The 17,377-nt window shown below is 57.8% G+C and carries 19 protein-coding genes; all 19 read left to right on the forward strand.

Annotation, left to right across the window (positions count from 1 at the left end):
- Positions 1–1,423 (forward strand): sigma-54-dependent transcriptional regulator (locus tag WD429_RS13040; protein WP_368422614.1); only part of this gene is annotated, 1,423 nt, incomplete at its 5' end.
- Positions 1,424–1,661: 238 nt separating this feature from the next.
- Positions 1,662–2,030, forward strand: a complete 369-nt coding sequence (gene fliE, locus WD429_RS13045; protein WP_368422615.1) for a flagellar hook-basal body complex protein FliE — start codon at positions 1,662–1,664, stop codon at positions 2,028–2,030.
- A gap of 15 nt (positions 2,031–2,045) precedes the next feature.
- Positions 2,046–3,734 carry a flagellar basal-body MS-ring/collar protein FliF gene (gene fliF / locus WD429_RS13050; RefSeq protein WP_368422616.1) on the forward strand — a complete coding sequence of 563 codons (1,689 nt, stop codon included), beginning with the start codon at positions 2,046–2,048 and terminating at the stop codon, positions 3,732–3,734.
- Entirely contained in the window at positions 3,727–4,779 is a 1,053-nt protein-coding gene (fliG, locus tag WD429_RS13055) for a flagellar motor switch protein FliG (protein WP_368422617.1), read from the forward strand. Before fliF ends, fliG begins: the two co-directional genes overlap by 8 nt.
- A complete protein-coding gene (locus WD429_RS13060; protein ID WP_368422618.1) occupies positions 4,779–5,645 on the forward strand; it encodes a flagellar assembly protein FliH in 867 nt (288 codons plus the stop codon). Before fliG ends, WD429_RS13060 begins: the two co-directional genes overlap by 1 nt.
- A complete protein-coding gene (fliI, locus tag WD429_RS13065; RefSeq protein ID WP_368422619.1) occupies positions 5,626–7,011 on the forward strand; it encodes a flagellar protein export ATPase FliI in 1,386 nt (461 codons plus the stop codon). Before WD429_RS13060 ends, fliI begins: the two co-directional genes overlap by 20 nt.
- Positions 7,011–7,454 carry a flagellar export protein FliJ gene (fliJ, locus tag WD429_RS13070; protein ID WP_368422620.1) on the forward strand — a complete coding sequence of 148 codons (444 nt, stop codon included), beginning with the start codon at positions 7,011–7,013 and terminating at the stop codon, positions 7,452–7,454. The genes fliI and fliJ overlap by 1 nt, the downstream gene beginning before the upstream one ends.
- Positions 7,455–7,554: 100 nt before the next feature.
- Positions 7,555–7,860: an STAS domain-containing protein gene (locus tag WD429_RS13075; RefSeq protein WP_368422621.1), complete on the forward strand. Its 306-nt coding sequence runs from the start codon at positions 7,555–7,557 to the stop codon at positions 7,858–7,860.
- 31 nt (positions 7,861–7,891) lie between these two features.
- A complete protein-coding gene (locus tag WD429_RS13080) occupies positions 7,892–9,661 on the forward strand; it encodes a SpoIIE family protein phosphatase (protein ID WP_368422622.1) in 1,770 nt (589 codons plus the stop codon).
- Positions 9,654–10,001, forward strand: coding sequence for an Hpt domain-containing protein (locus WD429_RS13085; RefSeq protein ID WP_368422623.1), 348 nt, complete (start codon positions 9,654–9,656; stop codon positions 9,999–10,001). The genes WD429_RS13080 and WD429_RS13085 overlap by 8 nt, the downstream gene beginning before the upstream one ends.
- 97 nt (positions 10,002–10,098) lie before the next feature.
- Positions 10,099–11,313 (forward strand): flagellar hook-length control protein FliK, encoded by a 1,215-nt coding sequence (locus WD429_RS13090; RefSeq protein WP_368422624.1) that lies wholly within the window; start codon positions 10,099–10,101, stop codon positions 11,311–11,313.
- A 176-nt stretch (positions 11,314–11,489) separates the two neighbouring features.
- On the forward strand, positions 11,490–12,011 hold the full coding sequence (gene fliL / locus WD429_RS13095; protein ID WP_368422625.1) for a flagellar basal body-associated protein FliL: 522 nt from the start codon (positions 11,490–11,492) through the stop codon (positions 12,009–12,011).
- Positions 12,012–12,119: 108 nt separating this feature from the next.
- Positions 12,120–13,118, forward strand: coding sequence for a flagellar motor switch protein FliM (gene fliM / locus WD429_RS13100; RefSeq protein ID WP_368422626.1), 999 nt, complete (start codon positions 12,120–12,122; stop codon positions 13,116–13,118).
- Positions 13,111–13,614: a flagellar motor switch protein FliN gene (gene fliN, locus WD429_RS13105; protein WP_368422627.1), complete on the forward strand. Its 504-nt coding sequence runs from the start codon at positions 13,111–13,113 to the stop codon at positions 13,612–13,614. The genes fliM and fliN overlap by 8 nt, the downstream gene beginning before the upstream one ends.
- 19 nt (positions 13,615–13,633) lie before the next feature.
- Positions 13,634–14,104 carry a flagellar biosynthetic protein FliO gene (fliO, locus tag WD429_RS13110; protein WP_368422628.1) on the forward strand — a complete coding sequence of 157 codons (471 nt, stop codon included), beginning with the start codon at positions 13,634–13,636 and terminating at the stop codon, positions 14,102–14,104.
- Positions 14,105–14,108: 4 nt separating this feature from the next.
- Positions 14,109–14,873, forward strand: coding sequence for a flagellar type III secretion system pore protein FliP (fliP, locus tag WD429_RS13115; protein ID WP_368422629.1), 765 nt, complete (start codon positions 14,109–14,111; stop codon positions 14,871–14,873).
- A 10-nt stretch (positions 14,874–14,883) separates the two neighbouring features.
- Positions 14,884–15,153, forward strand: a complete 270-nt coding sequence (fliQ, locus tag WD429_RS13120) for a flagellar biosynthesis protein FliQ (protein ID WP_368422630.1) — start codon at positions 14,884–14,886, stop codon at positions 15,151–15,153.
- Between the two features lie 3 nt (positions 15,154–15,156).
- Positions 15,157–15,942 (forward strand): flagellar biosynthetic protein FliR, encoded by a 786-nt coding sequence (fliR, locus tag WD429_RS13125; RefSeq protein WP_368422631.1) that lies wholly within the window; start codon positions 15,157–15,159, stop codon positions 15,940–15,942.
- The gene (gene flhB, locus WD429_RS13130) at positions 15,942–17,078 is read left to right on the forward strand and encodes a flagellar biosynthesis protein FlhB (RefSeq protein ID WP_368422632.1); all 1,137 of its coding nucleotides are present in this window, start codon (positions 15,942–15,944) and stop codon (positions 17,076–17,078) included. The genes fliR and flhB overlap by 1 nt, the downstream gene beginning before the upstream one ends.
- The last annotated feature ends 299 nt before the right edge of the window (positions 17,079–17,377 follow it).

The raw sequence follows: 17,377 nt of genomic DNA on the forward strand, positions 1-17,377 counted from the left end.
GCGTGAAGCTCTGGTCACCACGCTGGAGTTGGCAAAGTTCCGGGTGCGTGAAGCGGCGGATGCACAGCAGGCGCTGGTTCGTCTGGCGGAGTCCCCGGTCGACATGGTGGTCAGTGACGTCAACATGCCGGGAATGTCCGGTCATGACTTGCTGGGTGAAGTTCAGCGGCTCTATCCCGGCCTGCCGATGATGCTGATTACCGCGTACGGTCAGATCAGCCATGCGGTGTCTGCCATGCAGTCCGGCGCGATTGATTACCTGGTAAAGCCGTTCGAGCCTCAGGTGCTGGTGGAGGCGGTCACCAAGGTGGTTGGGGGTGTCCACACCAAAACCGGTGATGAGCCGGTGGCGGAAGACCCTGTCAGTAAGCGGATGTTTCAGCTGGCCGCGAAAGTCGCAGCCAGTGAGTCCACGGTGATGATCTCCGGCGAGAGCGGCACGGGCAAGGAAGTACTCGCCCGCTACATTCACCAGCAGTCACCTCGCGCTGATCAGCCGTTTATTGCCATTAACTGCGCTGCAATTCCGGAAAACATGCTGGAAGCCATTCTGTTTGGCCATGAAAAGGGGGCGTTCACCGGGGCGGTAGCCTCTTCTCCCGGCAAATTCGAGCAGGCTAACGGTGGCACCATCCTGCTGGATGAGATATCGGAAATGGACCCGGGCCTGCAGTCCAAACTCTTGCGCGTATTGCAGGAGCGAGAGGTCGAACGGGTGGGCGGTCGTAAAACCATCGCGCTGGATGTGCGAGTGGTGGCTACCACGAACCGGGACCTTGGGGAGTACGTCCGTGAAGGAAAATTCCGGGAAGACCTCTACTACCGCCTGACGGTGTTCCCCATGCACTGGCAGCCATTGCGGGCCCGGGCTTTGGATATCATGCCGCTGGCCACGTCGTTGCTGAAAAAGCACTGCCGTAAGATGAAACTGACGGGCATCAGCGTTGCGCCGGATGCCCGTTCAGCGCTGATGCAGCACCCCTGGCCTGGGAACGTTCGGGAGCTGGACAACGCGCTCCAGCGGGCTCTGGTTCTGCACCAGGGCAACGTTATTCATGCCGACGACCTGTGCCTGGAGCTGGGCATTACCGGGCGGGTAGATGGCAGTGCGCCCGTGGGGGTATCTCCTGCAGCGGTGAGTGAACGAAGTGTTGCGTCGGAGCCCGTCGATATTGAGCGGGCCGGTACGGCAGATGAGGCCATCCCGATGTCGGCCATGGATAATGACGTGGAGGCCGCGTCACTGGGGGATGATCTGAGACAGCAGGAGTTCCGTATTATTATTAACACGCTGAAAAAGGAGCGAGGTCGCCGAAACCGGGCTGCCGAGCAACTGGGTATCAGCCCCCGGACCCTGAGATATAAGCTGGCCCAGATGCGTGATGCAGGCATCGATCTGGACTCGGAACTGGCTACGGCCTGACCGGGCTTCTTCACACGCCTTAATCAAGGCGCTTCCTACAGGGCACCCTCGGGGTGCCTTTTTTTCTGTCAATTCCCCGTCGCTGGCATTGTTCAGGCTGCCGGTAATGTATGTAATGTAATGAAAAAAAAGAAATAAATATTTTTGGCCTGTACTTTGCTTTTGTCCAAGTAACAGAAACAGAGTCGAATCAGAGGTCAATGGATTTGGCGAGGCAAGCCAATCCGGGGAGACAATTATGGTCGAGCGTGCAGATATCAACAGTGTGCTGTCGGAAATCCGCAACATGCGTTCGCAGATGATGCAGAACCAGCGTGTTGAACAGGATAACGACGTTCGTGGCCGCATCGATGGCCCGCCGCGCGTCGATAAGGGCTCGGAAACCCAGAATTTCGGTGACATGCTCAGCCGCGCCGTTGGCAACGTCAACGAGCTGCAACAGAATTCCAATGACATGCGAACGGCTTATGACATGGGCGACCCGAACATGGACATCACCCGCGTGATGATTGCCTCAGAGAAAGCCTCAGTCTCCTTCGAAGCACTGACCCAGGTCCGAAACCGGGTGGTCAAGGCGTATGAAGACATCATGAACATGCCGGTGTAATAGCGGAGTAAAACCATGGCCAGTGTACCTGCAGAAACTGCCAACGTGCCGGCAGCCGCCGACAGCGACAATATGGAAAGCCGCAGTGATCTGTTGTTCGGTTTCAATCGCCTGAACCTGCTCAGACAAGTCGGCCTGATGGTCGGCCTGGCGGCCAGCGTTGCACTTGGGGTCGCAGTCGTGCTCTGGGCACAAGAGCCAAATTATCAGCCGGTGGTCGGTGATATGTCTGGTTATAACCCTCAGGACGTTACCTCAATCCTCGACCAGAGCGGCATCAATTACCGGATGGATCGCCGCACCGGTGCCTTACTGGTGCCCTCGGACGAGGTATACGACGCCCGCCTCAAGCTGGCGGCGGAAGGCGTCACCGACGAGCAGACCATGGGTTATGAACTGTTGGATCAGGATCGAGGGCTGGGTACTTCCCAATTTATGGAAACGATCAGTTACCGGCGTGGCCTGGAAGGTGAGCTGGCGCGCACCATCGCCGCCATGCGAGGTGTAAGGTCGGCGCGGGTTCATTTGGCCATTCCCAAGCGCTCGGTATTTGTCCGCGATGCCCGCACCCCCACTGCTTCGGTTTTTCTGGACGTATTCGCCGGTCGCAAACCAGAAAACGAACACATCGCCGCCATCGTTAACCTGGTGGCGGGCAGCATTCCTGAAATGAATAAGGACAACGTCACGGTCGTTGACCAGAATGGCAATCTGTTGACCGGTCGCGAGGAAGACGGTGACAGCCGCCAGATCAAAGACCAGTACGATTACACCACCCGTGTAGAAGAGCGACTGACTCGCCGGGTGTCCTCTTTGGTGGGGCCCATTGTCGGTGACGGTCGTTACCGGGCGGAAGTGACCGCAGATCTGGACTTTTCGTCGGTGGAGCAGGCTGAGGAGCTGTTCAACCCGGAGCAGCAAGCCATCCGCAGTGAGCGTGAAATGAGCGAGGAACGTACTGGCGGCGGTGCGGGAGGTATTCCCGGTGCCCTGGCTAACCAGCCTCCCGCAGGGGCCGAGGTACCTGAACAAGTGCAAGGCGACGACGGCGAGCCAGTCCCCCAGCCGGTCAATGTGCGCCGCGAATCCACTCGCAATTACGAAATGGACCGTACCGTTAGCTATATTCGCCAGGAATTAGGTGGAGTGAAGCGTCTGACGGTTGCGCTGGCCGTGGATGACATGAAAGTGGTTGACCCCGAAACCGGGAAGGTTACCTACGAGCCATGGCCCGAGCAGGAATTGCAGCGCCTTAACATGCTGGTGCGGGATGCCGTTGGCTATTCTGCCGCAAGGGGCGACAGCGTGACGGTGATGAACACCGCGTTTGCCGCAGAGGAACAAATTGAATTTGAGCAACCGGGTTTCTGGGAGCAGCCGTGGTTCTGGAACCTGATGAAGCAGGTGCTGGCTGGCCTGGTTATCCTGGTGTTGGTATTGGGCCTGCTTCGCCCGACACTCAAAAGCCTGTCGGGTGCCGGCAACAGTAAACGCAGGGACGATAGTGACGACGACTACAGCAGCCTGGAGGGGATAGAAGGCGGCGATGCCCTGCGCCAGGCTATGTCATCTCAGGATGAACTGCTTTTGCCTGGCGCAACAGACAGCTATGATAGGCAGTTGAATGCATTGAAAGGCCTGATTGCCGAGGACCCGGCCAGGGTTTCCCAGGTTATGCGCCAATGGGTGAATGTCGATGACTGAAGAAAGCAACCGCCCGGCGGAAGCGGCCCCGATTGCACCGCAAAAGCCGCAACGCAAAATCCCCCGTGTTGAGCAGGCTGCAATTCTGCTGATGTCGCTGGGTGAGGCGGATGCGGCGGAAGTCCTCAAGCACATGGGCCCGAAAGAGGTTCAGCGTGTGGGTGTCGCAATGGCACAGATGAAAGACGTCAGCAAAGACGATGTGACCTTCGTGCTCAACCAGTTCGTGGATGCGGTCGGCGGCCAGACCGGGCTCGGCGTGGGCAACGACGATTACATTCGCACCATGCTTACCCAGGCATTGGGAGACGACAAGGCCTCCAGCCTGATTGATCGAATTCTCATTGGTGGTAATACCACGGGCCTGGACACCCTGAAATGGATGGAACCCCGTGCTGTGGGCGACATCATTCGCTACGAACACCCGCAAATCCAGGCCATCGTGATCTCTTACCTGGATCCGGATCAGGCGGCTGAAATTCTCGGAACCCTGGATGACAAGGTGCGTCTGGATGTGATGATGCGGGTAGCCTCGCTGCAGAGTATCCAGCCTCAGGCCATGCAGGAACTCAACAACATTCTTGAAAAACAGTTCTCTGGCGGTTCCGCGGCTCAGACCAGTCGAATCGGCGGCATCAAACGCGCAGCCGATATCATGAACTTCATGGATCGTGGCGCTGAAGGCAGCCTGATGGATTCGATCAAGGATATGGACCCGGATCTGGCGTCTACCATCGAAGATCTGATGTTTGTGTTTGACAACCTGAGAGACATCGACGATCGCGGTATTCAGTCCCTGTTGCGCGAAGTGTCCTCTGAGGTGCTGGTGGTCGCGCTCAAGGGTGCCGACGACGGCGTTCAGGACAAAATTTTCAAGAATATGTCGAAACGGGCGGCGGAACTGCTTCAGGATGATCTCGAAGCCAAGGGCCCGGTCCGGGTCAGCGAAGTGGAGTCCGCGCAGAAAGACATTATCACCATCGCACGTCGCATGGCCGAAGCCGGTGAAATCACGCTCGGCGGTGCTGGCGAAGAAATGATGTAATGAAAGACGCCGATAAGAGCCTCAACCGCATCCCCAAGGAACAACTCTCGGCTTACGAACGCTGGGAGCTGCCGCTGCTGGATGCCCGTGGTAATGAAGTCGCGCGGGAGGAAGAGCGAGACGTCAAACCGCTGACGGCCGCCGATATAGAGAGCATTCGCCAGGCCGCCCGTGAAGACGGTCAGGCGCAGGGGCGCGACGAAGGCTACCAGGCCGGTTTCAGCGAAGGCCGGGAACAGGGGCACAAGGATGGTCATGAGGCGGGGTTTGCGGAGGGCCGGGCGGAAGGCGAGTCTCAGGGGCTGGAAGAAACCCGTAAGGAAATGGACTCGCGGATTGACCGGTTGGAGCACCTCATGGGCGAGCTTCTGATCCCCATCCGCCGTCATGAGGATGAACTTGAAACCGCACTCGTCAACCTCACCACAATACTCGCCCGCACGGTGGTTTACCGCGAATTGTCGGTAGACTCCTCCCAGATTCAACTCCTGGTTCGCAAGGCCATGGCCGCGCTGCCCTCCACCAGCGATAACGTTCGTATCCAAGTCCATCCGGACGATGCCCAGTGGGTAACGCAGGTGGCAGAGCGATTCGAGGCGACCAGCTCCGTTGTGGAAGATGACAGCATTCTGCCCGGAGGCTGTAAGCTGCAGACCCGCCACAGCCTGGTGGATTTCACGGTGGAAAAGCGGTTTCAGAAAGCGGTACAGAGCATGTTGAACCGTCAGCTCGGCGATGATGAGCCCGGAGACAGCGGTGAGCTCAACGCCATGATGGATGATCTCACTGATTTTCATCGCGATGTGCTGAGCTCAGACGAAGGTGAGAGCGGCGAGGAAGAGAGCGATGATCGGCAACCTGGCTGAGCGCCTCGACAGGCTTCAGGGGTTTCTCGACCGGGAGTCCCAACCCGAGTTATCCGGGCGGCTGACGCGAATGGTAGGCCTGACTCTTGAATGCGTGGGTTGCCCGATGGTGGTCGGTGATCGCTGTGTGATTGAAGGGCAGGGCACCGGTAACGTTGAAGCCGAAGTGGTTGGCTTCGAGGACGATCGCGTCTATTTGATGCCGTTAACAGCGATTGAAGGGTTGCGTCCGGGGGCCCGGGTTGTACCCCTGTCGGCGGCCAGTCGTGTTCCTGTTGGTCCGCAGCTGTTGGGACGAGTGGTTGATGGCAGCGGCGAACCGCTTGATGGCAAAGGGCCGTTACAGGCCGAGGCCCGGGTCGCGCTCACCGGCGATATAATAAACCCGCTGGACCGGGCTCCGGTTCGTCAGTCTATGGACGTCGGTATTCGCGCCATCAACGCCCTGATGACGGTTGGCCAGGGCCAGCGCCTCGGTCTGTTTGCCGGCAGCGGTGTGGGCAAGAGCATGCTGTTGGGCATGATGACCCGGTTCACCGATGCGGATATCATCGTTGTCGGATTGATCGGTGAGCGGGGCCGGGAGGTCAAGGAATTCATTGAGGATATTCTTGGGGACGAAGGCCTCGAGCGCTCCGTTGTGGTCGCCTCGCCCGCCGACGATTCCCCCCTGATGCGGCTCCGCGCCGCCATGCTGACCACTCGTATCGCCGAATATTACCGCGACAAGGGCAAACGTGTTCTGCTGCTGATGGATTCACTGACCCGTTATGCCCAGGCCCAGCGGGAAATTGCGTTGGCGGTGGGCGAGCCTCCGGCGACCAAGGGTTACCCGCCTTCGGTGTTTGCCAAGCTGCCGCAACTGGTGGAGCGCACCGGCAACGGCCGCCCGGGCGGCGGCTCTATTACCGCGTTTTACACAGTACTGACCGAAGGGGACGATCAGCAGGACCCCATTGCCGACGCCGCCCGCGCCATTCTTGATGGCCACATCGTGCTGTCTCGCCGTCTGGCCGAGGAAGGCCATTACCCCGCGATTGACGTGGAAGCATCGATCAGCCGGGTTATGCCTCAGGTCACCGAACTCGAACATTTTTCCAGAGCCCAGCGATTCAAACAGGTCTATTCCCGGTACCAGCAGGCCAGGGATCTGATCAGTGTCGGGGCCTATGTGAAGGGGTCTGATCCGGAAACCGATTTTGCCATGGCCCATATCAGCAATATGGGCCAGTTTCTGCAGCAGGGGCTGAATGAACGTGCCCCCCTGACAGACAGCATTGAACAGTTGTTGGCAACCGTACCGGAACGGCGTTCCCCCGAACGCCTGAAATCCAGTGCGCCCAATCGGGCCGGGAGTGCTGAGTAATGCTGCGTTCACGGCGGCTCGCGGTGGTACTTACCCTGGAAGAGCGTAAAGAACACGAAGCCCTGGAGGCGTTGGCGGCTGCGCGCCAGAAAGTCGAAGCGCAACAGCAACAGATCAATGATCTTAATCGCTACCAGCAGGAGTACCGTAATCAGATTCGCGAGAATCAGCAGGGCGTGGTTTCGGTTACCCGCCTTCAGGCCTGGCAAGCGTTTATCGCCCAACTGGATCAGGTGCTCAGGCACCAGCAGAAACAGCTGGAGCAACTTGAACAGCGTCTGAACGACGCCCGCAAGCACTGGCAAAGTGCCTGGGAGAGACGCCGTGGCATGGAAAAATACATCGAAACCTGCCAACGCCAGGAACAGCGCGAGCTTGACCAGAAAGAGCAAAAGTATGCGGACGAGGCAGCGGGCCGCGCGTTTGCCCGCCGGCGCAATTAAATTGGCGAATCTTGTCCCGCTTCGCCCATGCAAATTGGCTCTACTGAGCTATCCTTATCGATGTGGAATCTTTTCTGCCACTGCCCACGGAGGATAAGGAATGCCAATTCAGACACGCCGCAGCGAAGATGGTCGCACCCTGACCATACAAATAGAGGGGCGGTTTGATTTCAGCACCCACCAGGCCTTCCGTGATGCTTATGAACACGGTGATCCGATGGTGAAGGGTTACGTGGTGGATTTATCCGACACAACCTACCTGGACAGTTCCGCGCTAGGCATGTTGCTATTGCTGCGAGACTACGCGGGGGGTGACAGCGCCAACATTTGTATCGAAAATTGCAACAGCGATGTACGCCGCATACTGGCCATATCCAATTTTGAGCAGCTTTTTGCCATTCGCTGACAGGCGTGGGTGAATCCCTGGGAGGCTCAATGTGGAGGACACTCAATCCGTCGACCAACCGCTCCGCATACTGATCGCCGATGATAGCGATAGTGATCGCCTCATTCTGAAAACCCTGCTGGGCCGCCTCGGGCATGTCGTACTGGATGCTGCCAATGGCCTGGAAGCCGTGCAGTTGTTTCGTCAAGCTTCGCCTCAGATTGTACTGCTGGATGCGTTAATGCCCCGGATGGACGGGATGGAGGCAGCCAGGCAGATAAAGGCACTGGCGGGCGAGCGACTGGTTCCGGTGATATTCCTGACCTCTCTGTCTGATGCCGATGCCCTGGTCCGGTGCCTGGAAGCCGGCGGTGACGATTTTCTGACCAAACCCTACAGCCGCGTCATTATTGAAGCCAAGATAAACGCCTTCAACCGTATGCGACTGATGCATGAGACGCTCAGCCATCAGCGAGACCTGATCCATGAGCAGAATCGCAAGCTGACGGACGAACAGAAAGTCGCCAAGCGGGTGTTCGAGAATATTGCCCATACGGGGTGCCTGGACGCCGCCAGTATCCGTCATCATGCCTCGCCCATGTCTATTTTTAACGGCGATATCCTGTTTGCCTGCCCCAGACCGGATGGTGGGATACAGATTCTGATCGGTGACTTCACCGGGCACGGTCTGCCCGCGGCCATCGGCGCTATGCCCGTCGCTGAAATTTTTTACGGCATGACCTCAAAGGGGTTCAGTGCCAGCGATCTACTCAGGGAAATCAACCAGAAGCTGAAACGCATTCTGCCCTCGGGTATGTTCTGTTGTGCAGCGTTGGTCCAGGCGGATTTCGCCCTCAACCAGATCCAGGTATGGAATGGCGGGCTGCCCGATGGCTGGATTATCCGCAGCGATGGCAGTCGCCAGGTGCTGCCGTCCGGGCACCTGCCGCTGGGGGTACTGGATGCGAGCCGATTTGACGCGACGTTGGCCATTCTGCCAACCAGCCCGGGTGATACTCTGTTGTTTATGACCGACGGCGTGATGGAGACCAGGAGCGCGCAAGGCGACATGTTTGGCGATAGCGGGGTCGCGGCGGCGCTGGACGGCATAGGCCGTGACCTGAGCCCGTTTGACGCCGTGATTGACCGTTTGTGTGCGTTTTCTGGCGGCGGCCTGGAGCAGGACGACTTAACGCTGGTGACGCTTGAAATGGCGGGTGGGGGCAACCTGGAGGGGCTTTCGGACCGTTTGCCGCTGTCTGCGCTTGAAGGGCCAGCGGAGTGGCGCTGTACCTATGAGATTCGGGATAAAACGCTGGGCCAGTTCAGCCCCCTGCCGCTGCTGCTTCACATCTGTATGGAGGTGCCGGGGCTGAGACGCCGGAGCGGGGAGGTCTACACGTTGTTGTCGGAGCTGTACACCAATGCTCTGGAGCATGGCATTCTCGGCTTGCCTTCGGAATGGAAGGCAACGGCTGATGGTTTCGGGCATTACTACGAGGAGCGAGAGAAGCGCCTGGACGACACTCGCGCCCACTTCATCAAGTTTCGCCTGACCCATTCGATGACCGATTATGGCGGTCGGCTGGTGGTTGTCTGTGAAGACAGCGGGCGCGGCTTCGATTACCAGAATCATCGACATCCGCATGACGGAGGGCTTGGTTACGCGGGTCGCGGCCTGATGTTGCTGCACCGTTTGGCGGGGCCGCTTACATTCCGGGAACGCGGCAACCACGTCGAAATCGTCTATGATTGGCATTTTTCAGAGGCCGGAAAGACCGCAAGTACGGCCGTCACCAAATCGGGGGTTAGTCATGAGTGACAGACCGCATCTGGATGAAGAAGCCCTGGCGGAGCTTCAGGATGTCATGGATGACGAATTCGATGTCTTGATCCATACCTACATCAGCGATTCTGCAGAGCGCATATTGTCCTTGCGCGCCGCATTGGAAGCCGGTGATGCCGACGCTTTAATGAAGACAGCGCACAGTTTAAAGGGCAGCTGTATCAATATAGGCGCGCCGCGTCTTGGCGTGCTGTGCAGGGAGGTGGAAGTCGCCGGTCGCGCCTCCCGCCTGGACGAGGTGGAGCCGGTATTGTCGACCATTGAGGCGGAATTCCGTCAGGTGCGGGGCATGCTTGAGGGGTTCCTGGCAGACTGACGGAATCCTTTGAGGAAGAGTGGCATCGCTTTTGCTCTAATTCAGGAAACGAGAAGATTTACGCTCTCCAATCCCGAAAAAGCGGCAAGAGGTTGCCATGTCCCAGATGGTTCTACCACAAACTCCGAATCAGGCGGCGCAGCCAGAGTCCGGAAGCAAGAGGCCGGCGACAGCTGACGAAAAATCCGGTGAGAGTCGTTACGACTCGGTCTCCCAGGCGGAACAGAAGCGCCTGGACCGAAAGCAGGCGGACGAACGGCGAGAACGCCCGGCCGAGGGCAAAGACCGAACGGATAACACGGGCAGCGCTCGAAAAGACGATGAGTCCACTAAAACCTCGAAACAGGCGGCGGTGGAAGAAAGCAATGGGGCAGAAGGTGCCAGGGCTGAAGCAGAGGTTGATGTTAACGTTGATGTTAACGTTAACGTTGATGGAGACATTGACGGCGATATTAATGGAGAGACGCGTGAGGAACTGGCGGCGCTGACGTTTGCCGATCTTCAGGCGATGTTGGCACCGGCAACCGGTGGAGCGACAACAACCGGGACCTCCGCAGCGGCCGGCACCGTTTCTGGAACACCGGAGCAGACGCCATTGATGAAAGGGCTGACGGCTGCACTGGCCGGTGTGACCGGCGGTAACAGTGGCAAGCCGGGCGAAAATGGCGGCAATGGCTCGGGAATGCTGGCCGGGTTACAGTTTTCCGAAGCCCTGACGGCCCAGAGCGCTGAGTCCGGTCGGTCGCAGGACAGCACCTCGCTGCTGGCATCGGGCCGCGTGCAAACGTTGGCGGATGTTGCCGGCCAGCAACTGGCGAACGCCACCAGCCGGGCTCCCGCGGATGCACCGAGCCTTCGTACCTACGCCACCTCCGTGGATGTGCCGGTGGGGAATGCAGAATGGGGTGACAAGTTGATGGGTAAGCTGACCTGGCTGACCGCCAACAACCTCTCCGTCGCAGAAATCCACCTCACACCTCCGGACATGGGGCCAATGGAAGTCCGGGTGCAGGTTCAGCATGACCAGGCCAACATCACCGTTCACTCCGCAAACCCTGCCGTTCGTGATCAGCTCGAACTCAACAGCCATCGCTTGCGTGACATGCTCGGCGAGCATGGCCTGTCGCTGGAGCAGTTCGATGTCGCGGACTCTTCACAGCAGCAGGCCGATGGCCAGGATGCCGGGGGTGAGGGCAGCAGCTCCGACAATGGCACGGCATCCGGCGTAGCCGATGCAGACGAGGATGAGATGAATGCCGATTCTGGCGTTCTGGATCTTAGCTGGAAAGGTCAAGTCGATACCTTCGCGTGACTCAGGACGCAGGGCCATGGGCCCTGCCTTCGATTCTCCTTTGCCCATCCCCACTCACAACGCTAAACTGCTGTTTCGAATCAGGCAAACAGGCTTTTTGGCCCAGCCTTTGCTTGATTGCTCCATAGAGACCTAATAAACCATCCGGGTGACGGATTTCTGGCGAATAGAACGTTATGGCTGAAAATAATACACCAGAGGCCCCTCCGGCCAGGACCGGCAAGCTCAAACTGATCATGCTTCTGGTACTGGTAATCGTGCTGGCAGTAGGGTTGTCAGTTGTGGGTACGCTCTGGTTCCTGGGCGACGGTCTGCCGGGCTTCTCTGACAGTGAAGAGATGACCGAGGCAACTGAGGAAGGCGCAGAGGTTTTCAAACCGAGCCTGTACACCAATATTGGGAAAGCGCTGGTAACAACGGTCCAGGCCGGTAGTGGCAATCGCCAGCGTTACGTGCAGGTTCATGTGTCGCTGGAGGCGGACGACGCGCAGGTACTCGAAGCTGCTGAGCTGCACATGCCCCTTGTCCGCAGCCAGTTGGTCAGCCTGCTGGGTAACAGTGATTTTACGGAATTACAGACGCCGGAGGGCCGCACTGCCCTGGCGGATAGCATGTTGGCCACCATCAACGACGTGTTGGAACAAGAGGGCGAAGCCCCCCTGAAGCGGGTACTGTTCCGGAACTTCGTAGTCCAGTAAAGAGCCCAGTAAAGAGTGCAGTAAAGAGTGCGTTGGAATACGCAGTCAATATTCAGAAAAGTGTCATAAGGCCCGGAGAACGGGTGGCTTATCAGGGCAGGAAAACGTATGCAGGACCTACTGTCACAGGATGAAATTGATGCCCTTCTCCACGGTGTGGACGATAGCGACATCGATGCCTATGAGGAACCCGCCGAAGGCGGCATAAAGGACTACGACCTTTCCAGCCAGGACCGGATCGTCCGTGGGCGCATGCCCACCCTGGAGATGATCAACGAGCGTTTTGCCCGCTATACCCGGATCAGCCTGTTTAATCTGCTACGCCGTAACGCGGATGTGTCTACCGGTGGCGTGAAGATTATGAAGTTTGGTGAATACATCCACACCCTCTATGTGCCCACCAGTCTTAATCTCTGTAAAATCAGGCCATTGAGAGGCACTTCTCTGTTTGTTCTGGATGCCAAGCTGGTGTTCAAACTGGTGGATAATTTCTTTGGCGGCGAAGGCCGCCACGCCAAGATTGAAGGTCGCGAGTTCACGCCCACCGAAACCCGAATTGTGCAAATGGTGCTGGACCAGGTCTTCCAGGATATGAGAGAAGCGTGGCACGCTGTCTTAAAAGTGGAATTTGAATACCTCAGTTCGGAAGTCAATCCGGCGATGGCGAACATTGTCAGCCCGAGTGAAGTGGTGGTGGTCAGTACGTTTCACATTGAGCTGGATGGCGGCGGCGGCGAGCTGCACATGGCGCTGCCCTATTCGATGATTGAGCCGATTCGCGATGTGCTAGACGCCGGTGTCCAGAGCGATATAGACGACGTGGACGAGCGTTGGGTGAGCGCGCTCCAGGAAGACGTCAAGGAAGTGAACGTGCCGGTCAATTCCACGGTATGCCGGCGCAGGATTTCCCTGCGGGATATCGCGAACATGAAGGCCGGTGACATCATTCCGGTGGAAATTCCCGATTTTCTGACCGTCACCGCCAACGGCATTCCCGTGTATAAGGCCACCATGGGAACCCGTGACGGAAAGCTGGCGCTGAGAATTCATGAGCGGGCAACGCTGCCCAAGGTCAAGAAACAACTGAAGGTGGGACGCAATGGCTGACGACGACAAGAAAGACGACCAGGAACTCAGCGAAGACGAAAAGCTGGCGGCCGAATGGGAATCCGCCATGGAAGAGTCCGGTGATGGTGATGACGGCCGCGAGGATGAGTGGGCGGCTGCCATGTCGGAAGCGGAATCCTCCGAAGAGGGTGAGGGCAGCGATGGCAATGTCCGCGCTGCACCCATGGAAGAATTTGAGGAATCCGCCGAGGTAAGCCAGGGCACCGGACCGGCACCGGATATGGATGTCATCATGGACATCCCGGTCACCATCTCCATGGAAGTGGGCAACACTCAGATTCCGATACGCAATCTGCTGCAACTGAACCAGGGCTCGGTGATCGAACTGGACCGGCTGGCGGGTGAGCCGTTGGATGTACTGGTGAATGGCACCCTGATTGCCCATGGCGAGGTGGTTATGGTGAATGAGAAATTTGGCATTCGCCTTACCGACGTCATTAGCCCGGGTGAACGCATTAAGCGGTTGCAGAAATAGGATGCGCTGGCTGCACGGCATGGCAATGACGTTCGCTGCCAGGAAGACCCTGGCTCTGATTGCGAGCCTGCTTCCGGTATTGGCATGGGCAGAAGAAACGCCGGCGAAGGATGCAGTCAGGGAAGAGGGTGCGCGTGCGCCCGAAACCATGACCACCCTGCTAAGCCTCGGTGCCGGCTTGCTGGCGGTGATTGCGATTATCTACGGTTGCGCCTGGATCATCCGCCGGATGAACGGCATGACCGGCGTGAACAATCAGGCCATAAAAGTGGTGTCGGTGATGGCACTCGGGGCCCGGGAGCGAATAGCACTGATTGAGGTCGGCGGCCAGCAGATACTGGTGGGCATTACGCCGTCTACCATCCGTACCCTGCAGGTCTTCGAGGAACCCGTTGTGACGCCAGATCAGACCTCCTCCAGCGAGTTTGCGCGCCGGTTGCAGGGAATGATCGGCAAGTCGTGGACGTCATCGTCCTCGAAGGAAGACTGATCCGATGTTTGTGCTCTGCCTGAAACGTGTCGTCGCGCTACTGCCCCTACTATTACTGTTCGGGTGGAGCCCTGCGGTGCTGGCCGATCTGCCGGGGATTCCGGCCTTTACCATGACACCGGGCGAAGAGCAGGGCGTTGAGGAATATTCAGTAACCTTGCAGATTCTCGCGCTGATGACGGCGCTCACGTTTTTGCCCGCCATGCTGATGATGATGACCTCGTTCACCCGCATCATTGTCGTCTTCGCCATTTTGCGCCAGGCACTCGGCCTGCAGGCCACGCCTTCCAACCAGATTTTGCTCGGGTTGGCATTGTTTCTCAGTATTTTCATCATGAAACCGGTGCTGGAAGAGGCGAATCAGGCGGGGCTACAACCTTACATGGCGGAAGAGATTACCTCCCTGGAGGCCGTTGAGCGTGCGAGCGAACCCTTCAAAGAATTCATGCTGGGCCAAACCCGTGAAAGCGATCTCGGCCTGTTTATGCGCATCGCGGATGAACAATACGATTCACCGGAAGACGTTTCCTTCTGGGTATTGATGCCGGCCTTTGTGACCAGCGAACTGAAAACCGCATTCCAGATTGGGTTCATTCTGTTCATACCCTTTCTGATCATCGACATGGTGGTGGCCAGCGTGTTGATGGCCATGGGTATGATGATGCTGTCCCCCATTATTATCTCGCTGCCGTTCAAAATCATGCTGTTTGTGCTGGTGGATGGCTGGGCCCTGATCATGGGAACGCTGGCCGCCAGTTACGGCATATAGGGAGTCGCTGATGACACCGGAAACCGTTATCGACATACTGCGCGAGGCGCTGTGGATGATCGTGCTGCTGGCAGCCGTCATCATCGGCCCGGGCCTGGTCATCGGCCTGGTGGTCAGTACCTTTCAGGCCGCCACCCAGATCAACGAGCAGACCCTGAGCTTTCTGCCCCGCCTGTTGGTCACCCTCATAGTCATTATCGTTGCCGGCCCCTGGATGCTGACCAAGCTGCTCGACCACGCGCACGGTCTGATAACCAGCATTCCGTATTTGATTGGCTGACCTATGACGCCGACCGAAATCAGCGCCGACCTGATCGGCCAGTGGACTGGACAGCACCTGTGGCCATTGTTCCGGGTCGCCAGCTTCATGATGGTCGTTCCGGTCTTCGGTACCCAGCTGGTGCCGGCCAGGGCACGCCTGGGCCTGGCATTACTGATGACCATCCTCATTGTGCCGCTGATTCCTCCCGTTCCCCAGATTGAAGCCCTGAGCGCCGATGCGGTGGTCATCACCCTGCAACAGATACTGATCGGCGTTGGCATGGGCTTCGCGATGACCGCGCTGTGGCAACTCTTCGTTGTCGCCGGCCAAATGATCGCCATGCAAATGGGCCTGGGCTTTGCCTCGATGGTTGACCCCGCTAACGGTGTCAACGTGCCAGTGCTCTCCCAGATTTATACCATCACCATCACCTTGCTGTTCCTGGCCATGAACGGCCACCTGGTGATGTTTGAGATTTTCATTGAAAGCTTCCGCACGATGCCGGTAGGCCTGGAGGGGCTGGGGCAGGTCGGGGTCTGGGAACTGGCGCATCGGATCAGTTGGATGTTCGTGGCTGCCGTGCTGCTGGCCTTGCCAGCCGTTGCCGCAGTATTCATCGTGAACATCGCCTTTGGCGTCATGACCCGCGCGGCACCGCAGATGAATATTTTCGCCCTTGGCTTTCCGATTGGCCTGATTTTTGGACTGTTCTCCATCTGGGTACTGCACGCCAATTTTCTGCCGCACTTCGAGCAGTACACCAAAGAAACGTTTGAATTCATGCGGAACCTGCAAGGGCAGCCCTGATGGCTGAAGAAAACGACAACAGTCAGGAAAAAACCGAAGAGGCCACCCCCCGACGGCTTGAAAAAGCCAAAGAAGATGGCCAGACAGCCCGCTCCAAAGAACTGGCCACCATGGCTGTGCTCATGGCCGGTGCCGGTGGCCTGCTTGTGTTTGGTGCCAGTTTGGGTGCTGCCCTTGAAGGCATCATGCGCGACAGCTTTGTGATCGAACGCTCCGCGATTTTCGACACCCGTCACATGAGCATCCAGCTTCTCGCCTCTGCCAAAGAGGCGGCGCTCGCCCTGTCACCGCTATTGATCCTGCTACTGATTGCCGCCATTGCGGGTTCTATCGGCATTGGTGGCCTACTCGTGAGCGGCAAAGCCATCGCTCCCAAACTTAACCGCATGGACCCCTTTAAAGGCCTCAAGCGCATGTTTTCCGCGCGCTCGCTGATTGAGCTGGTCAAAGCGATTCTCAAAGTGGCGCTGGTGATGGCGGTGGCCATACTGATACTGAACCTGCGCACTGACGATTTGCTGAGCATCGCCGAAGAACCGTTGGTTCCGGCGATGGAGCATGTGCTCTGGACACTGGCCTGGAGCTTCTTCCTGTTGTCTGCAGCGACCATTATCATCGCCGCGATCGACGTACCCTTCCAGATTTTTGACCATCAGAAAAAACTGCGCATGACCAAGCAGGAGGTCAAAGACGAGTTCAAAGACACCGAAGGCAAACCGGAAGTCAAAGGGCGCATCCGCCAGCTCCAGCGCGAAATGGCACAGCGCCGGATGATGCAGGATGTGCCGGGTGCAGACGTGGTGATCACCAACCCGACTCACTACGCGGTGGCGCTGAAGTACGATCAGAAATCCATGGCGGCACCCATTGTGGTGGCGAAGGGGGCTGACGAAACGGCGTTCAAGATCATGGAGATTGCCCGCGAGCACAAGGTGGAGTTGATGCGGACGCCGCCTTTGACTCGTGCTGTGTACCACAACACCGAGGTTGGCGGGGAAATTCCCGACGGGCTCTACATGGCTATCGCCCAGGTATTGGCTTATGTGTTCCAGTTGAGACAGTTCCGGAAAGGGCGCGGTGATCGGCCCGGGATGCCGGACTTTCCTATTCCGCCGGATATGCGGCGGGATATCTGATTTTTGTTCTTTTTGCCCGGTAGCCTGTTGGTTGTGGGGGAGGGTGGTTGTGGTTGCCCCCTCCCAAAAAACGCTACAAGCACATCCATGTGCGCTTGGGCTCCGCCATCCCTGGCTCCGCACATTTTTGGGAGGGGGCAACCACAACCACCCCGGACACCTCCGATATATTGGCAGTAAGATCGAAATGTTGGTTGGATTACGCTCGGCTAATCTGACATACGGCTGCTGTCGATATACCTTTGAACTATCCTGGCCTTTTTTGGTGGTACTGCCAAAAAATTTAGGAGGCCATGGAT

It is taken from the genome of Marinobacter sp. (assembly GCF_040904845.1).
Taxonomy (GTDB): Bacteria; Pseudomonadota; Gammaproteobacteria; order Pseudomonadales; family Oleiphilaceae; genus Marinobacter.